Below are 13,609 nucleotides of genomic sequence, written 5' to 3'. Positions count from 1 at the left end.
AGGCCGGTTGGGAGCACGAACGCCGCGCGAACCCCGGCTGGCGGGGCCCGACGCGGCGGCTAGGCACGGGATGCGCTGGCGCGATCAGCCCTTCTTGACTTCCTTGACCTCGGCATCCACCACGTTGTCGTCCTGCGCGGCGGCGCCGGCGGAGCCACCGGCGGCAGCTTGCGCAGCGGCAGCCTCGGCCCCTTGAGCGGCCTGCGCATCGCCGTACATCTTCTCTCCGAGCTTCTGGCTGGCAGCCATCAGTGCGGTGGTCTTCTCGTCGATGGCGGCCTTGTCCTCGGTCTTGAGGGCAGCTTCCAGGTCCTTCACGGCGGCCTCGATCTTTTCCTTCTCACCGGCGTCCAGCTTGTCGCCGTGCTCGGACAGGCTCTTGTTCACGGTGTGCACGGCGGCTTCACCCTGGTTGCGAGCCTGCACCAGCTCCAGCTTCTTCTTGTCGTCGGCGGCGTTGAGCTCGGCGTCCTTCACCATCTTCTGGATCTCGTCCTCGGACAGGCCGGAGTTGGCCTTGATGGTGATCTTGTTCTCCTTGCCCGTGCCCTTGTCCTTGGCGCCCACGTGCAGGATGCCGTTGGCGTCGATGTCAAAGGTCACTTCGATCTGGGGCGTGCCGCGCGACGCCGGGGGAATGCCTTCCAGGTTGAACTCGCCCAGCAGCTTGTTGGCGCTGGCAATCTCGCGCTCGCCCTGGAACACCTTGATCGTCACGGCGGGCTGGTTGTCCTCGGCCGTCGAGAAGGTCTGAGCGAACTTGGTCGGGATGGTCGTGTTCTTGGTGATCATCTTCGTCATCACGCCGCCCAGGGTTTCGATACCCAGGGACAGCGGGGTGACGTCCAGCAGCAGCACGTCCTTGCGGTCGCCAGAGAGAACCTGGCCCTGGATGGCGGCGCCCACGGCCACAGCTTCGTCAGGGTTGACGTCCTTGCGCGGCTCCTTGCCGAAGAATTCCTTCACCTTTTCTTGCACCTTGGGCATGCGGGTCATGCCGCCGACCAGGATCACGTCGTTGATGTCGGACACGCTGATGCCCGCGTCCTTGATGGCCGTGCGGCAGGGCGCAATGGTGCGCTCGATCAGCTCGTCCACCAGGCTTTCCAGCTTGGCGCGGGTGAGCTTGATGTTCAGGTGCTTCGGGCCCGACGCATCGGCGGTGATGTAGGGCAGGTTGATGTCGGTTTGCGCGCTGTTGGACAGCTCGATCTTGGCCTTCTCGGCGGCTTCTTTCAGGCGCTGCAGGGCCAGCACGTCCTTGGACAGGTCCACGCCCTGTTCCTTTTTGAACTCGCCGATGATGTAGTCGATGATGCGCTGGTCGAAGTCCTCGCCGCCCAGGAAGGTGTCGCCGTTGGTGGACAGCACCTCGAACTGCTTCTCGCCATCGACGTCGGCGATCTCGATGATGGACACGTCGAACGTGCCACCACCCAGGTCATACACGGCGATCTTGCGGTCGCCCTTGTCCTGCTTGTCCAGGCCGAAAGCCAGCGCGGCGGCGGTAGGCTCATTGATGATGCGCTTCACATCCAGGCCCGCGATACGGCCGGCGTCCTTGGTGGCCTGGCGCTGGGCGTCGTTGAAGTACGCGGGAACCGTGATCACGGCCTCGGTCACCGGCTCGCCCAGGAAGTCCTCGGCGGTCTTCTTCATCTTGCGCAGCACTTCCGCGGAGATCTGGGGGGGGGCCAGCTTCTGGCCGCGCACTTCCACCCAGGCATCGCCGTTGTCGGCGCGGGTGATGGTGAAGGGCATCAGGTCGATGTCCTTCTGCACTTCCTTTTCCTCGAACTTGCGGCCGATCAGGCGCTTGGCGGCGTAGATCGTGTTCTTGGGGTTGGTCACGGCCTGGCGCTTGGCCGAGGCGCCGACCAGAATCTCGCCGTCTTCCTGGTACGCGATGATGGACGGCGTGGTGCGCGCGCCTTCGCTGTTCTCGATCACGCGCGTGTTGTTGCCTTCCATGATGGCCACGCAGCTGTTGGTGGTGCCCAGGTCAATACCGATGATTTTTCCCATGTTTTTCTCCGTGATGTCTGAAATGGCTGGATAGCCAGTAACTTGTGGATAACTTGCCCGTCTTCAAGCGGCGGTGCTGAGATTTATTTACTTGGGCGCGGCCACCGTGACCAGCGCAGGGCGCAGGACGCGGTCAGAGATCAGATAGCCCTTTTGCAGCACGCTCACGACGGTGTTGGCTTCCTGGTCGGCGGGCACCATGCTGATGGCCTGGTGCTGGTGCGGGTCGAACTTGGTGCCGGCCTCGGGGTTCACGATGACCACCTTGTTGCGCTCCAGCGCCGACATCAGCTGGCGCAGAGTGGCGTCCGAACCCTCGCGCAGTTGCTCGGCCGTGGCGTTCTCGATGGCCAGGGCGGCGTCCAGGCTGTCGCAGACAGGCAGCAGGCTTTCGGCGAAGCTCTCAATGCCGAACTTGCGGGCCTTGGCTACCTCATCCTCCGCACGCCGGCGGGCATTCTCGGCCTCGGCCTTGGCGCGCAAAAATTGATCGGCCAAGTCGGCGCTCTTGGCTTTGAGCTCGGCCAGTTCGCCCTGCAGGCGGTTCAGTTCGTCGGCGGCATTGGCGGACATCGCCGCTTCAATCTCTTCAGGAGAGGGAGAGGGATTCTGGTTCTCGGACATGTCGACTCGGGTTGAATTGGGATGCTTGTGCGCGTTAGTTAAGGGCGCATCCGCGGTTTTCAAGCGCGAATGGGGCAAATGGCGTTCTTTGCGTGCAACGCGGGGGCTTTGGCGTGCTGCGTGCGGGGGTGTGGACGGTGCGCAGTGTACAAGTTGAGTGCGCGTTGCTATAATCTCGCGCTTTGCCTTGCCACACCGCTACACGACGCGGCGGGTGGTGTCATCCAAAAGGAGTTTGCATGCGTCACTACGAAATCATTTTGTTGATCCATCCGGATCAGAGCGAACAGGTTCCGGCCATGCTGGAGCGCTACAAGGGCATGATCGTTGCCGGCGGCGGCCAGGTGCACCGTGTGGAAGATTGGGGTCGCCGTCAACTGGCTTACCTGATCAACAAGCTGGCCAAGGCCCACTACCTGTGCCTGAACATCGAAGCCGACCAGGCTGTGATGGCCGAACTCGAGCACGCCTTCAAGTTCAACGACGCCGTGCTGCGTCACCTGACGGTGCAGAAGAAGAAGGCCGAAACCGGCGCGTCCTCCATGATGAAGACCGTCGAGCGCGAAGAAGCACGCAAGGCCAGCCAGGCCGAGTTTGCCGCTTCGAACGAGCGCTGATCGACCAGCCTGTCAGCCAGGAGGTGTGAACAACCATTGGGTCCTGACAGCCTGTATCGCCGAGGTCCAGCCTTTGCGCTACACGCCCGCCGGCCTGCCGGCGCTGGATATACGACTCGAGCACGAGTCGCTCCAGCGGGAAGCCGGGGCGGATCGGCAGGTCAAGGCCAGCGTAAAAGCCCTCGCATTTGGCGCTCTTGCGGAGCGCCTGGCCCGGCAAGCACTGGGAAGCGTTTGGAGGTTCCAGGGCTTCTTGGCCACGGGGCGCGGCGGCAAGGGATTGGTGTTCCACATCCAGGATATTCAACAAGATTAATTTTCAAGAGGTCCGAAAATGGCCACGTTCAAGAAATTCAACAAGGACAAGCGCCCGAAGCGCAACACCCAGTCGCTGCTGTTCAAGCGCAAGCGCTTCTGCCGCTTCACGGTCGCAGGCGTCGAAGAAATCGACTACAAGGATGTCGACACCCTGCGTGACTTCATCGCCGAGAACGGCAAGATCATCCCCGCGCGCCTGACCGGCACGCGCGCGATCTACCAGCGCCAGCTCAACACCGCCATTAAGCGCGCCCGCTTCCTGGCTCTGTTGCCCTACAGCGACCAGCACAAGATCTAAGGAGCACGATTACCATGCAAATCATCCTGCTCGACAAGGTCGTGAACCTCGGTAACCTCGGCGAGATCGTCAAGGTCAAGGACGGTTACGCCCGCAACTTCCTGATCCCCACGGGCCGCGCCCGCCGCGCCACCGAAGCCGCCAAGGCCGAGTTCGAGGCCAAGCGCGCCGAACTTGAAAAGGCCGCCGCCGAGAAGCTGGCTGCCGCCCAGGCACAAGGCGAAAAGCTGGCCGGCACCACCGTCAAGCTGACGCAGAAGGCTGGCGTGGACGGCCGTCTGTTCGGCTCCGTGACCAACCATGACATCGCCGAAGAGCTGAACAAGCAAGGCTACAACGTGGTGAAGTCGCAAGTCCGCCTGCCCAACGGCCCGATCAAGGTCGTGGGCGACAACACCGTCACGGTGGCCCTGCACACCGACGTGGCCGTTGAAGTCACCGTGTCCGTCTACGGCGAAACGGCCTGATCGGTTCGCACCCTGGCTCTGCCATACAAAGCCGCCCTTGGGCGGCTTTTGTTTTTTCACCCGCACCTGTGCACCTGCTGCCCACTGCCTTTGCACGCCTTATCCACAGAGTTGTGCAATGACGGGCGTGGCACCGCCCGCTAGCATCGTCTGCTTGCCCTCCTGAAAGCCCCTGAGTCCCATGTCTGCCGTTGTGCCCACCCTTCCTGACGGTTATGCCGTCCCATCGCTGGATCGCGAGGTGGCCCAGTTGCGCGTTCCGCCCCATTCCATCGAGGCAGAGTCCAGCGTGCTGGGCGGCCTGTTGCTGGACAACATGGCGTGGGACCGCGTGGGTGACCTGCTGGTGGATGGCGATTTCTACCGCCACGAGCACCAGCAGATCTACGCCGCCATCGGCGCGCTGATCAACGCCAGCAAGCCTGCGGACGTGATCACGGTCTACGAGCATCTGCAGGGCATGGGCAAGGCCGAGGAGATCGGCGGGCTGGCCTATCTGAACAGCCTGGCCCAGTACGTGCCCAGCGCCAGCAACATCCGCCGCTACGCAGAGATCGTGCGCGAGCGCGCCATCCTGCGCAAGCTGGTGACCGCCAGCGACGACATCGCCACCAACGCCTTCAATCCCCAGGGCCGACCGGTGGAGCGCATCCTGGACGAGGCTGAGCAGAAGATCTTCGCCATCGGCGAAGAGGGCTCGCGGATGAAGCAGGGCTTCCAGTCGCTTGACTCGCTCGTGATCGACCTGCTGGACCGCGTACAGGAGATGGCCGACAACCCCATGGACGTGACCGGCGTGCCCACGGGCTTCGCCGACCTGGACCGCATGACCAGCGGTCTGCAGGCAGGCGACTTGGTGGTGCTCGCGGCGCGCCCCTCCATGGGCAAGACCTCGTTCGCCGTGAACATTGCCGAGCATGTGGCGCTCAACGAGGGCCTGCCGGTGGCCATCTTCTCGATGGAAATGGGCGCCGCCCAACTGGCGGTGCGTATCGTGGGCTCGATCGGGCGCGTGAACCAGGGCAACCTGCGCACCGGCAAGCTCAGCGACGAGGAGTGGCCGCGCCTGACCGAAGCCATCGAGCGGCTGCGCACCGTGAGCCTGCACATCGACGAGACGCCGGGCCTGACCCCATCCGAGCTGCGCGCCAACGCGCGCCGCCTGGCGCGCCAGTGCGGCAAGCTCGGCCTGATCGTGGTGGACTATCTGCAGCTCATGAGCGGCTCGGGCAGCAACAGCTCCGACAACCGCGCCACCGAGCTGGGCGAGATCTCGCGGGGCCTGAAGATGCTGGCCAAGGAGCTGCAGTGCCCGGTGATCGCGCTGTCGCAGCTCAACCGTTCGGTGGAGCAGCGCACCGACAAGCGTCCGATGATGAGTGACCTGCGCGAATCGGGCGCCATCGAACAGGACGCGGACATCATCATGTTCATCTACCGCGACGACTACTACAACAAGGAGTCCAAGGAGCCGAACATTGCCGAAGTCATCATCGGCAAGCAGCGTAACGGCCCCACGGGCACGGTGAAGCTGTTCTTCCAGAAGAACCAGACGCGCTTTGAGAACCTGGCGGTGGGCGCAGGTGACGATTACTATTAAGAGTCAAAAATGGCTCTAGCGCTTACTGGGTAAGCGCTAGCAGCTATTTATTTAGTAGTGATTGAGCGGTCTCAACGCGACAGTGCCCAGGCGAGCAGCGCCAGCGTGCATACGCCGAGCCCGCAGACGGCGAGCAGCAGGTGCAGGCTGCGCCGGCGCAACCCATCGACGGCGCGCACCAGTTGGGCGTTCTGCTCGGCCAGCGATTCGATCAGCGCGGCGGACGCGCGCTGGTCTTCTTCCAGCTGGGCCATCCGCGCTTGCAGTACTGCCAGTTGATCGGGCGTGCTATCGATCCGCTGCGCGGGCGCCTCGGGCGGCGGCGCCTTGCGCGTGTTGCTGATGAGTTTGCGCGCGGCCTGCATGATCTGGGGCGTGGCCTCGATCACGTCGCCCCAGGGCACAAGCTTCAGCGCGGACATCCAGCCCACGGCCATCAGAGCACCTCGCTGGCGAAGTCGGCCAGGCGCGAGCGCTCGCCGCGCGCGAGCAGGATGTGCCCGCTGTGCGGCCAGCCCTTGAACCGGTCCACCGCATAGGTCAGGCCGGAGGAGCCTTCCGTGAGATAGGGCGTGTCGATCTGTGCCAGGTTGCCCATGCAGATGATTTTGGTGCCGGGGCCCGCGCGGGTGACCAGCGTCTTCATCTGCTTGGGCGTCAGATTCTGCGCCTCGTCGATGATGACGTACTTGTTCAGAAAGGTACGCCCGCGCATGAAGTTCATGCTCTTGATCTTGATGCGGCTGCGGATCAGCTCGTTGGTGGCCGCGCGGCCCCACTCGCCAGCATTGCCCCCGTCGCCCTTGGCAAGAAATTCCAGGTTGTCGTCCAGCGCGCCCATCCAGGGGCCCATCTTTTCTTCCTCCGTACCGGGCAGGAAGCCGATGTCCTCGCCCACGCTCACCGTGGCGCGGGTCATGATGATCTCGGTATAGCGGCGCTCGTCCAGCACCTGGGTCAGGCCCGCGGCCAGCGCCATCAGCGTTTTGCCGGTGCCGGCCGTGCCGGTCAGCGTCACGAAGTCCACGTCGGGGTCCATGAGCAGGTTCATGGCGAAGTTCTGCTCGCGGTTGCGGGTGTTCACACCCCAGACCGTATTCTTGGACGAGCCGTAGTCCTTGAGCGTCTCCAGCACCGCCGTCTTGTCCCGGATCTCGGTCACGCGCGCATACAGGCTGGGTTCGCCCGGCGCCTCGAAATACACAAACTGGTTGATCATCAGCTGCGCCACCACGGGGCCGCTGATGCGGTAGTACATGTGCACGCCGCTCTGCCAGCTTTCGACGTTCTTGCCGGCCTTGGTCCAGAAGTCCGTCGGCAGCGCAAGGCTCCCCGAATAGAGCAGGTCGCCGTCTTCCAGCGTCTTGTCGTTCTGGTAATCCTCCGCGACCAGGCCCAGGGCGCGCGCCTTCACGCGCATGTTGATGTCCTTGGACACCAGCACCACCTCGCGCGGCGCATGCAGCTTACGCAGCGCTTCCACCACGCCCAGGATCTGGTTGTCGGCCTTGCCCTGGGGCAGGCTGGAGGGCAACTGGTAGTTCAGCGGGGCAGTCTGGAAATACAGGCAACCGCCGGCGGCGCGCTGGCCCGTGGAATCCAGGCGCAGGCCCAAGGCCATGTCGGCGCTGCCATGGGCTGCCGCCAGCGCATCCAGCGTGCGGCTGGCCTGGCGGCCGTTGCGGGCCACCTCGGTCATGCCCTTCTTGTGGCCGTCGAGTTCCTCCAGCACGATCATTGGCAGGAAGATGTCGTGTTCTTCGAAGCGGAACAGGCTCGTGGGATCGTGCAGCAGCACGTTGGTGTCTAGCACGAACATTTTCTTCGGCCCGGCAGCACGCTTCTTGCGAGGTGCAGCGTCCGGTGCGGCGCGCGGCGCGGCAGCCGGGGGCACTGCGGTGACGGCGGGCCTCATGCGCACTGCGCCCTCATCCGCAGGGCGTGCGCGCGAATGGGCGGGTGCAGCAGATACCCCTGCTTTGGTCGAGCGGCCTGCACCGGATGGGATGGCGGTATCAGGTGCGGCGGCTTTCTTGGCGGCGCTGGTCTTGGTGGCCGCGCGCTTGCGAGTGGGAGCGGCCGCTGTAGCGGGCGGGGCCGCGGAAGCCTCCGCGGCCTCGTCATCCTCGAAAACCGTCATGCGATAGGCGTCTGGTTTGAGCAGGGCGGCGCGCTGGGTCGGGGCGGGGGGCAGGGGCATTGCAGGGAGCCTTGAGGAAAGTAACGTTCAAGAAGCACAAAGCCGCCTAGGAGACCGAGGCGGCTTTGGATTGCGGGGAGCGTGTTGCGTTTCTCAGCAGCATTGACCCATTATGCATGCTCCCCGTGACGGCCCACGGTAGAGCCGTTGGGTGTTCAAGCGGCTTTCTTGACAGGGGCTTTGATCGCCTTCACGGCCTTCAATACCTCGTCCACATGGCCGGGTACCTTCAGGCCGCGCCATTCCTGCACCAGAATGCCTTCGGGATTGACGAGGAAGGTGCTGCGCTCGATGCCCTTGACCTTCTTGCCGTACATGATCTTGTTCTTCACTACGCCGAACATGTGGCACATCTTCTCTTCGGTGTCGGCGATCAGCTCGAAGGGCAGCTCCAGCTTTTCCTTGAAGTCGTCATGCGACTTCATGTTATCGCGCGACACGCCGAAGACCACAGCACCGGCCTTCTCGAAATCCTTGAACTTGTCGCGGAACTGCATGGCCTCGGTAGTGCAGCCCGGGGTGTTGTCCTTCGGGTAGAAATACAGAATCAGAATCTGGCCCTGGTGCGAGACGTTGGAAACCTTGATTCCGCCAGTCGCGTTGGCTTCAAATTCAGGAAGGGGTTTGTTGACAACGATCGCCATGGCACTTCTATCTCTCACGAATTAGTCGAAGAAAAGCCGGGGGAGTGGGGGTGTACTCTTTTTTGGGTGGTGCCCCCGACCGCAACAGGCTATTTTACCCCGAAACCCCCTCCAGGAGAACCGGCCGCCCTGGCACCCGGATACGGCGACAGGGGAAATCTGCTGTTACTCGGTTTCCAACAGCAGGGCCGCGACCACGTTGCGCCCTTCGCCTGCCAGGACGTTGTAGGTCCGGCAGGCGGCCTGGGTGTCCATGGTTTCCAGGCCGATGCGCCGCGCCATCAGTGGCTGCAACCAGGCGGGCGGTGGAAAGCGGTTGCGCAGGCCACTGCCGAAGATCACCACCTCGGCGTCCAGTTCGGCGAGTTGCGCGAAGTGCGCGGCAGTCAGGTCCTCGAAGCGGCGGCAGTTCCAGGCGATGCGCTGGCCGCGCGCACCGATGATGACGCTCTCGGTCACCCGATCGGCGTCCACGCCGATCCAGTCCGGCCCGTAGGCGGTGATGGACTGGGTATCGGGGCGTTCGGGCTGGAATTTCATGGGCGTTGCGGAGGCTGCCCGCACCCTGCGCGGTTGTGCGGCGGCCGGGGCCTTGGGTGGAACTGTGGTCAAATTATAGGTTTCACCGAGGCGCCCTGCGCCCGGCGGGGCCGCAGCCCCACTTGTGCCCCTCTCCTCACGCCTGCCCGCACATGAAGCCCATCCGCAAATCCGCCAAGCTCAACAATGTTCTCTACGATGTCCGCGGCCCCATCGTGGACGCGGCCAAGCAGATGGAGGACGAGGGGCAGAAGATCATCAAGCTGAACATCGGCAACATGGCGCCGTTCGGTTTTGATGCGCCCGAGGAAGTGCAGCAGGACATGATCCGCAACCTGCCCAACTCGGCGGGCTACTCGGACAGCAAGGGCATCTTCGCCGCGCGCAAGGCGGTGATGCACTACACCCAGCAGCTCGGCATCGCGGGCGTGACGCTGGACGATATCTACCTGGGCAACGGTGCCAGCGAACTGATCGTGATGGCCACGAACGCGCTGCTGGACGACGGCGACGAGCTGCTGGTGCCCATGCCCGACTACCCGCTGTGGACTGCCGCGACCTCGCTTTCAGGGGGTACGCCGGTGCACTATCGCTGCGACGAGGATGCAGGCTGGCTGCCCGACCTGGACGACATGCGCGCCAAGATCACGCCACGCACGCGCGGCATCGTGGTCATTAATCCGAATAACCCAACGGGCGTGCTCTACCCCGTGGAAATACTCAAGGGCATCATCCAGATCGCACGCGAGCACGGCCTGGTGCTGCTGGTGGACGAGGTGTACGACAAGGTGCTGTACGACGGCGTGAAGTTCACCTCGATGGCGAGCCTGTCGACCGACGTGCTTACGCTGACGTTCAACTCGCTGTCCAAGGCCTACCGCTCCTGCGGCTACCGTGCGGGCTGGATGGTGCTCTCCGGCCCCAAGGCGGACGCGCGCGACTACATCGAAGGCCTGAACATGCTGGCCAACCTCAAGCTCGGCTCCAACGTGCCGGGCCAGTGGGCCATCCAGACCGCCCTGGGCGGCTACCAAAGCATCAACGATCTGGTCAAACCCGGTGGGCGCCTGTGCCGCCAGCGTGACCTGGCCTACGAGCTGATCACCGCCATCCCCGGCGTCACCTGCGTCAAGCCGCAGGCGGCGCTGTACATGTTCCCCCGCCTGGACCCCGAGATGTACCCCATCGCGGACGACCGCCAGTTCTTTATGGAAGTGCTGCGCGCCACGCGGGTCATGCTGGTGCAGGGATCGGGCTTCAATTACCCCGACAACCAGCACTTTCGCATCGTGTTCCTGCCGCACGAAGACGACCTGCGCGAGGCCATCGGCCGGCTGGCGGGCTTCCTGGCCGCCTACCGGCAGCGCCACGCCAAGGCGGCGTGAACTTCATTTTTGATAGCTGCTGGCGCCCGTCAATAGGGCGCTGGAGCCTTTTTTGACGGGTAACCCTGATATGAAACCGATCCAAGTGGGCCTGCTGGGCATTGGCACCGTGGGCAGCGGCGTGTTCAACGTCCTGTCGCGCAACCAGGAAGAAATCCGCCGCCGCGCCGGCCGCGGCATCGAGATTGCTTGTGTGGCCGACCTGGACACCGCCCGCGCACGCGCCATCGTGGGCGAGAACGCCCGCGTGGTGGGCGATACGCGCGAAGTGATCGCCAACCCTGAGATCGACATCGTGGTCGAGCTGATCGGCGGCTACGGCATCGCCAAGCAGCTGGTGCTGGAGGCGATCGCCGCCGGCAAGCATGTCGTGACGGCCAACAAGGCCCTGCTGGCCGTGCATGGCACGGAGATCTTTAAGGCCGCGGCCGAGAAGGGTGTGGTGGTCGCCTACGAGGCGGCGGTGGCCGGCGGCATCCCGATCATCAAGGCGCTGCGCGAAGGCCTGGCGGCCAACCAGATCCAGTGGGTGGCCGGCATCATCAACGGCACCACCAACTTCATCCTGTCCGAGATGCGCGACAAGGGCCTGGACTTCGACGTGGTGCTCAAGGAAGCGCAAGCGTTGGGCTACGCCGAGGCCGACCCCACCTTCGACATCGAGGGCGTGGACGCCGCGCACAAGGCCACCATCATGAGCGCTATCGCCTTCGGCATTCCGGTGCAGTTCGACAAGGCCTACGTGGAGGGCATCACCAAGTTGTCCGCCGTCGATATCCGCTATGCCGAGCAACTGGGCTACCGCATCAAGCTGCTGGGGATCGCCAAGCGCCGCCAGGGCGACGCGACCAAGCGCACGCCCGATGGCGTGGAGCTGCGCGTGCACCCCGCGCTGGTACCGGCCAAGCGCCTGATCGCAAATGTTGAAGGCGCGATGAACGCCGTGGTGGTGCACGGGGACGCCGTGGGCACCACGCTGTACTACGGCAAGGGTGCGGGCAGCGAGCCCACCGCCAGCGCCGTGATCGCCGACCTGGTGGACATCACCCGCCTGATCGAGGCCGACCCCGCGCACCGCGTGCCGCCGCTGGCCTTCCAGAGCCACACGCTGCGCGAGGCGGGGCAGGAGCTGCCCGTGCTGCCCATGGCCGACGTGGTCACCAGCTACTACCTGCGCATCCGCGTGGCCGACGAGGCCGGCGTGCTGGCCAAGATCACCGGCATCCTGGCCGGCGCGGGCATCAGTATCGACGCCGTGCTGCAGCGCGAAGCCGACGAGGTGGGCGGCGAAGGCAGCACGCAGACCGACCTGATCATCCTCACGCACGACACGCGCGAGGGCGACATGGACGCCGCGCTCGCCCAGATCCAGGGCCTGCCCACGGTGCTGGCCAGCATCACGCGCATCCGCAAGGAAGAGCTCAACAACTAAGAGGGGCTGCACGCCATGCTGTACCTGTCCACCCGCGGCCACGCGGACCGCAAGCATTTCTGCGACATCCTGCTCGAAGGCCTGGCGCCCGACGGCGGCCTGTACCTGCCCGAGCGCTACCCGCAGATCAGCGACGCCGAGCTGACCGCGCTGCGTACCGCCTATCACACGCAAGGCTATGCCGAACTGGCCTTCCGCATCCTGTCGCTGTACATCGACGACATCCCGCCCGCGGACCTGAAGCGCCTGTGCGAGAAGACGTACACCGCCGAAGTGTTCGGCACGGGCGAGATCGTGCCGCTGCGCCACCTGGAAGACGGCCTGTGGATCGAGGCCCTGTCCAACGGCCCCACGCTGGCCTTCAAGGACATGGCCATGCAACTGCTGGGCAACCTGTTCGAGTACGAGCTGGCCCGCCGTGGCGAGCAGCTCAACATCCTGGGCGCCACCAGCGGCGACACCGGCAGCGCGGCCGAGTACGCCATGCGCGGCAAGCAGGGCGTGCGCGTGTTCATGACCAGCCCGCACGGTCGCATGAGCCCGTTCCAGCAAGCGCAGATGTTCAGCCTGCAGGACGCGAACATCCACAACCTGGCCATCGAAGGCGTATTCGACGACTGCCAGGACATCGTCAAGGCGGTGAGCAACGACCACGCGTTCAAGGCCCAATACAAGATCGGCACCGTCAACTCGATCAACTGGGCGCGCCTGCTGGCGCAGGTGGTGTACTACTTCGCGGGCTACATCCAGGCGACGGAGACGAACGGCCAAAAGGTCAGCTTCACCGTGCCCAGCGGCAACTTCGGCAACATCTGCGCCGGGCACGTGGCGCGCCAGATGGGCCTGCCGATCGACCGCCTGATCGTTGCCACCAACGAAAACGACGTGCTCGACGAGTTCTTCCGCACCGGCGCCTACCGCGTGCGCGGCGCGGCCGACACGCACGAGACCAGCAGCCCCAGCATGGACATCAGCAAGGCCAGCAACTTCGAGCGTTTCGTGTTCGACCTGCTGGGGCGCAATGCGGAGCGCACGCGCGAGCTGTTCGCCGAGGGCGTGGCCAAACAGGGCTTCTTCGACCTGGGGAGCGACCCCGTGTTCCGAGACGCACGCGCCAAGTACGGCTTCGAGAGCGGCAAGAGCACGCACGCCGACCGCCTGGCCACCATCCGCGACACGTACGAGCGCTTCGGCCAGATCATCGATACCCACACCGCCGACGGCGTGAAGGTGGCGCGCGAGCACCGTGGCGATCCCGCTGTGCCCATGATCGTGCTGGAGACGGCCCTGCCCATCAAGTTTGCCGAAACCATCCAGGAAGCCCTGGGCCGCGCACCCGAGCGCCCGGCCAGGTTCGAGGGCATCGAGCAATTGCCCAAGCGCCTGCAGGTGCTGGCGGCCGATGCCGAGCAGGTCAAGGCCTATATCGCAGCCCATTGCGATTAGGGATCAAATCGGC

14 protein-coding genes are annotated in these 13,609 nt (G+C 64.4%); 8 read left to right on the top strand and 6 right to left on the bottom strand.

The window, feature by feature from the left end; genetic code table 11:
- Positions 1-84: 84 nt before the first annotated feature.
- Positions 85-2,025 (bottom strand): molecular chaperone DnaK, encoded by a 1,941-nt coding sequence (dnaK, locus tag DTPSY_RS12885; RefSeq protein ID WP_015913929.1) that lies wholly within the window; start codon positions 2,023-2,025, stop codon positions 85-87.
- Between the two features lie 87 nt (positions 2,026-2,112).
- Entirely contained in the window at positions 2,113-2,649 is a 537-nt protein-coding gene (gene grpE, locus DTPSY_RS12880) for a nucleotide exchange factor GrpE (RefSeq protein ID WP_015913928.1), read from the bottom strand.
- 239 nt (positions 2,650-2,888) lie between these two features.
- On the opposite strand from grpE, the gene rpsF reads away from it, so the two are divergent.
- The 5 genes from rpsF to dnaB all read left to right on the top strand — a co-directional run bounded on the left by rpsF (position 2,889) and on the right by dnaB (position 5,949).
- Complete coding sequence (gene rpsF, locus DTPSY_RS12875; protein WP_011806337.1) at positions 2,889-3,266, top strand: 30S ribosomal protein S6; 378 nt, start codon at positions 2,889-2,891, stop codon at positions 3,264-3,266.
- Positions 3,267-3,291: 25 nt separating this feature from the next.
- A complete protein-coding gene (gene priB / locus DTPSY_RS12870; RefSeq protein WP_011806336.1) occupies positions 3,292-3,582 on the top strand; it encodes a primosomal replication protein N in 291 nt (96 codons plus the stop codon).
- A gap of 18 nt (positions 3,583-3,600) precedes the next feature.
- Positions 3,601-3,882 (top strand): 30S ribosomal protein S18, encoded by a 282-nt coding sequence (gene rpsR / locus DTPSY_RS12865; protein ID WP_011806335.1) that lies wholly within the window; start codon positions 3,601-3,603, stop codon positions 3,880-3,882.
- A 14-nt stretch (positions 3,883-3,896) separates the two neighbouring features.
- Positions 3,897-4,349: a 50S ribosomal protein L9 gene (gene rplI, locus DTPSY_RS12860; protein WP_011806334.1), complete on the top strand. Its 453-nt coding sequence runs from the start codon at positions 3,897-3,899 to the stop codon at positions 4,347-4,349.
- A 181-nt stretch (positions 4,350-4,530) separates the two neighbouring features.
- Positions 4,531-5,949 carry a replicative DNA helicase gene (dnaB, locus tag DTPSY_RS12855; RefSeq protein ID WP_011806333.1) on the top strand — a complete coding sequence of 473 codons (1,419 nt, stop codon included), beginning with the start codon at positions 4,531-4,533 and terminating at the stop codon, positions 5,947-5,949.
- 71 nt (positions 5,950-6,020) lie between these two features.
- Here the strand turns inward: dnaB and DTPSY_RS12850 are convergent, their stop codons facing one another.
- The 4 genes from DTPSY_RS12850 to DTPSY_RS12835 all read right to left on the bottom strand — a co-directional run bounded on the left by DTPSY_RS12850 (position 6,021) and on the right by DTPSY_RS12835 (position 9,333).
- On the bottom strand, positions 6,021-6,386 hold the full coding sequence (locus DTPSY_RS12850; protein WP_015913927.1) for a hypothetical protein: 366 nt from the start codon (positions 6,384-6,386) through the stop codon (positions 6,021-6,023).
- The gene (locus tag DTPSY_RS12845; RefSeq protein WP_015913926.1) at positions 6,386-8,149 is read right to left on the bottom strand and encodes a PhoH family protein; all 1,764 of its coding nucleotides are present in this window, start codon (positions 8,147-8,149) and stop codon (positions 6,386-6,388) included. The genes DTPSY_RS12850 and DTPSY_RS12845 overlap by 1 nt, the downstream gene beginning before the upstream one ends.
- A gap of 155 nt (positions 8,150-8,304) precedes the next feature.
- Positions 8,305-8,793: a peroxiredoxin gene (locus DTPSY_RS12840; RefSeq protein ID WP_011806330.1), complete on the bottom strand. Its 489-nt coding sequence runs from the start codon at positions 8,791-8,793 to the stop codon at positions 8,305-8,307.
- Between the two features lie 165 nt (positions 8,794-8,958).
- Positions 8,959-9,333 carry an Mth938-like domain-containing protein gene (locus tag DTPSY_RS12835; protein WP_015913925.1) on the bottom strand — a complete coding sequence of 125 codons (375 nt, stop codon included), beginning with the start codon at positions 9,331-9,333 and terminating at the stop codon, positions 8,959-8,961.
- A gap of 152 nt (positions 9,334-9,485) precedes the next feature.
- Here DTPSY_RS12835 and DTPSY_RS12830 point away from each other — a divergent pair, with 152 nt between their 5' ends.
- From DTPSY_RS12830 to thrC, 3 genes are all read left to right on the top strand, one after another.
- Positions 9,486-10,718, top strand: a complete 1,233-nt coding sequence (locus DTPSY_RS12830; RefSeq protein ID WP_015913924.1) for a pyridoxal phosphate-dependent aminotransferase — start codon at positions 9,486-9,488, stop codon at positions 10,716-10,718.
- Positions 10,719-10,788: 70 nt separating this feature from the next.
- On the top strand, positions 10,789-12,150 hold the full coding sequence (locus tag DTPSY_RS12825; RefSeq protein ID WP_015913923.1) for a homoserine dehydrogenase: 1,362 nt from the start codon (positions 10,789-10,791) through the stop codon (positions 12,148-12,150).
- Positions 12,151-12,165: 15 nt separating this feature from the next.
- The gene (gene thrC, locus DTPSY_RS12820) at positions 12,166-13,596 is read left to right on the top strand and encodes a threonine synthase (RefSeq protein ID WP_011806326.1); all 1,431 of its coding nucleotides are present in this window, start codon (positions 12,166-12,168) and stop codon (positions 13,594-13,596) included.
- Positions 13,597-13,609 lie beyond the last annotated feature (13 nt).

It is taken from the genome of [Acidovorax] ebreus TPSY, assembly GCF_000022305.1.
Lineage (GTDB): Bacteria > Pseudomonadota > Gammaproteobacteria > Burkholderiales > Burkholderiaceae_C > Diaphorobacter > Diaphorobacter nitroreducens.
This window is presented reverse-complemented; position numbering and strand designations above follow the sequence as displayed.

Coding starts and splice junctions, on each gene's coding strand:
- DTPSY_RS12825 (WP_015913923.1), top strand. CDS start 10,789: ATGAAACCGATCCAAGTGGGCCTGCTGGGCATTGGCACCGTGGGCAGC.
- DTPSY_RS12835 (WP_015913925.1), bottom strand. CDS start 9,333: ATGAAATTCCAGCCCGAACGCCCCGATACCCAGTCCATCACCGCCTAC.
- DTPSY_RS12830 (WP_015913924.1), top strand. CDS start 9,486: ATGAAGCCCATCCGCAAATCCGCCAAGCTCAACAATGTTCTCTACGAT.
- dnaB (WP_011806333.1), top strand. CDS start 4,531: ATGTCTGCCGTTGTGCCCACCCTTCCTGACGGTTATGCCGTCCCATCG.
- dnaK (WP_015913929.1), bottom strand. CDS start 2,025: ATGGGAAAAATCATCGGTATTGACCTGGGCACCACCAACAGCTGCGTG.
- DTPSY_RS12845 (WP_015913926.1), bottom strand. CDS start 8,149: ATGCCCCTGCCCCCCGCCCCGACCCAGCGCGCCGCCCTGCTCAAACCA.
- rpsF (WP_011806337.1), top strand. CDS start 2,889: ATGCGTCACTACGAAATCATTTTGTTGATCCATCCGGATCAGAGCGAA.
- rpsR (WP_011806335.1), top strand. CDS start 3,601: ATGGCCACGTTCAAGAAATTCAACAAGGACAAGCGCCCGAAGCGCAAC.
- grpE (WP_015913928.1), bottom strand. CDS start 2,649: ATGTCCGAGAACCAGAATCCCTCTCCCTCTCCTGAAGAGATTGAAGCG.
- DTPSY_RS12840 (WP_011806330.1), bottom strand. CDS start 8,793: ATGGCGATCGTTGTCAACAAACCCCTTCCTGAATTTGAAGCCAACGCG.
- DTPSY_RS12850 (WP_015913927.1), bottom strand. CDS start 6,386: ATGGCCGTGGGCTGGATGTCCGCGCTGAAGCTTGTGCCCTGGGGCGAC.
- thrC (WP_011806326.1), top strand. CDS start 12,166: ATGCTGTACCTGTCCACCCGCGGCCACGCGGACCGCAAGCATTTCTGC.
- rplI (WP_011806334.1), top strand. CDS start 3,897: ATGCAAATCATCCTGCTCGACAAGGTCGTGAACCTCGGTAACCTCGGC.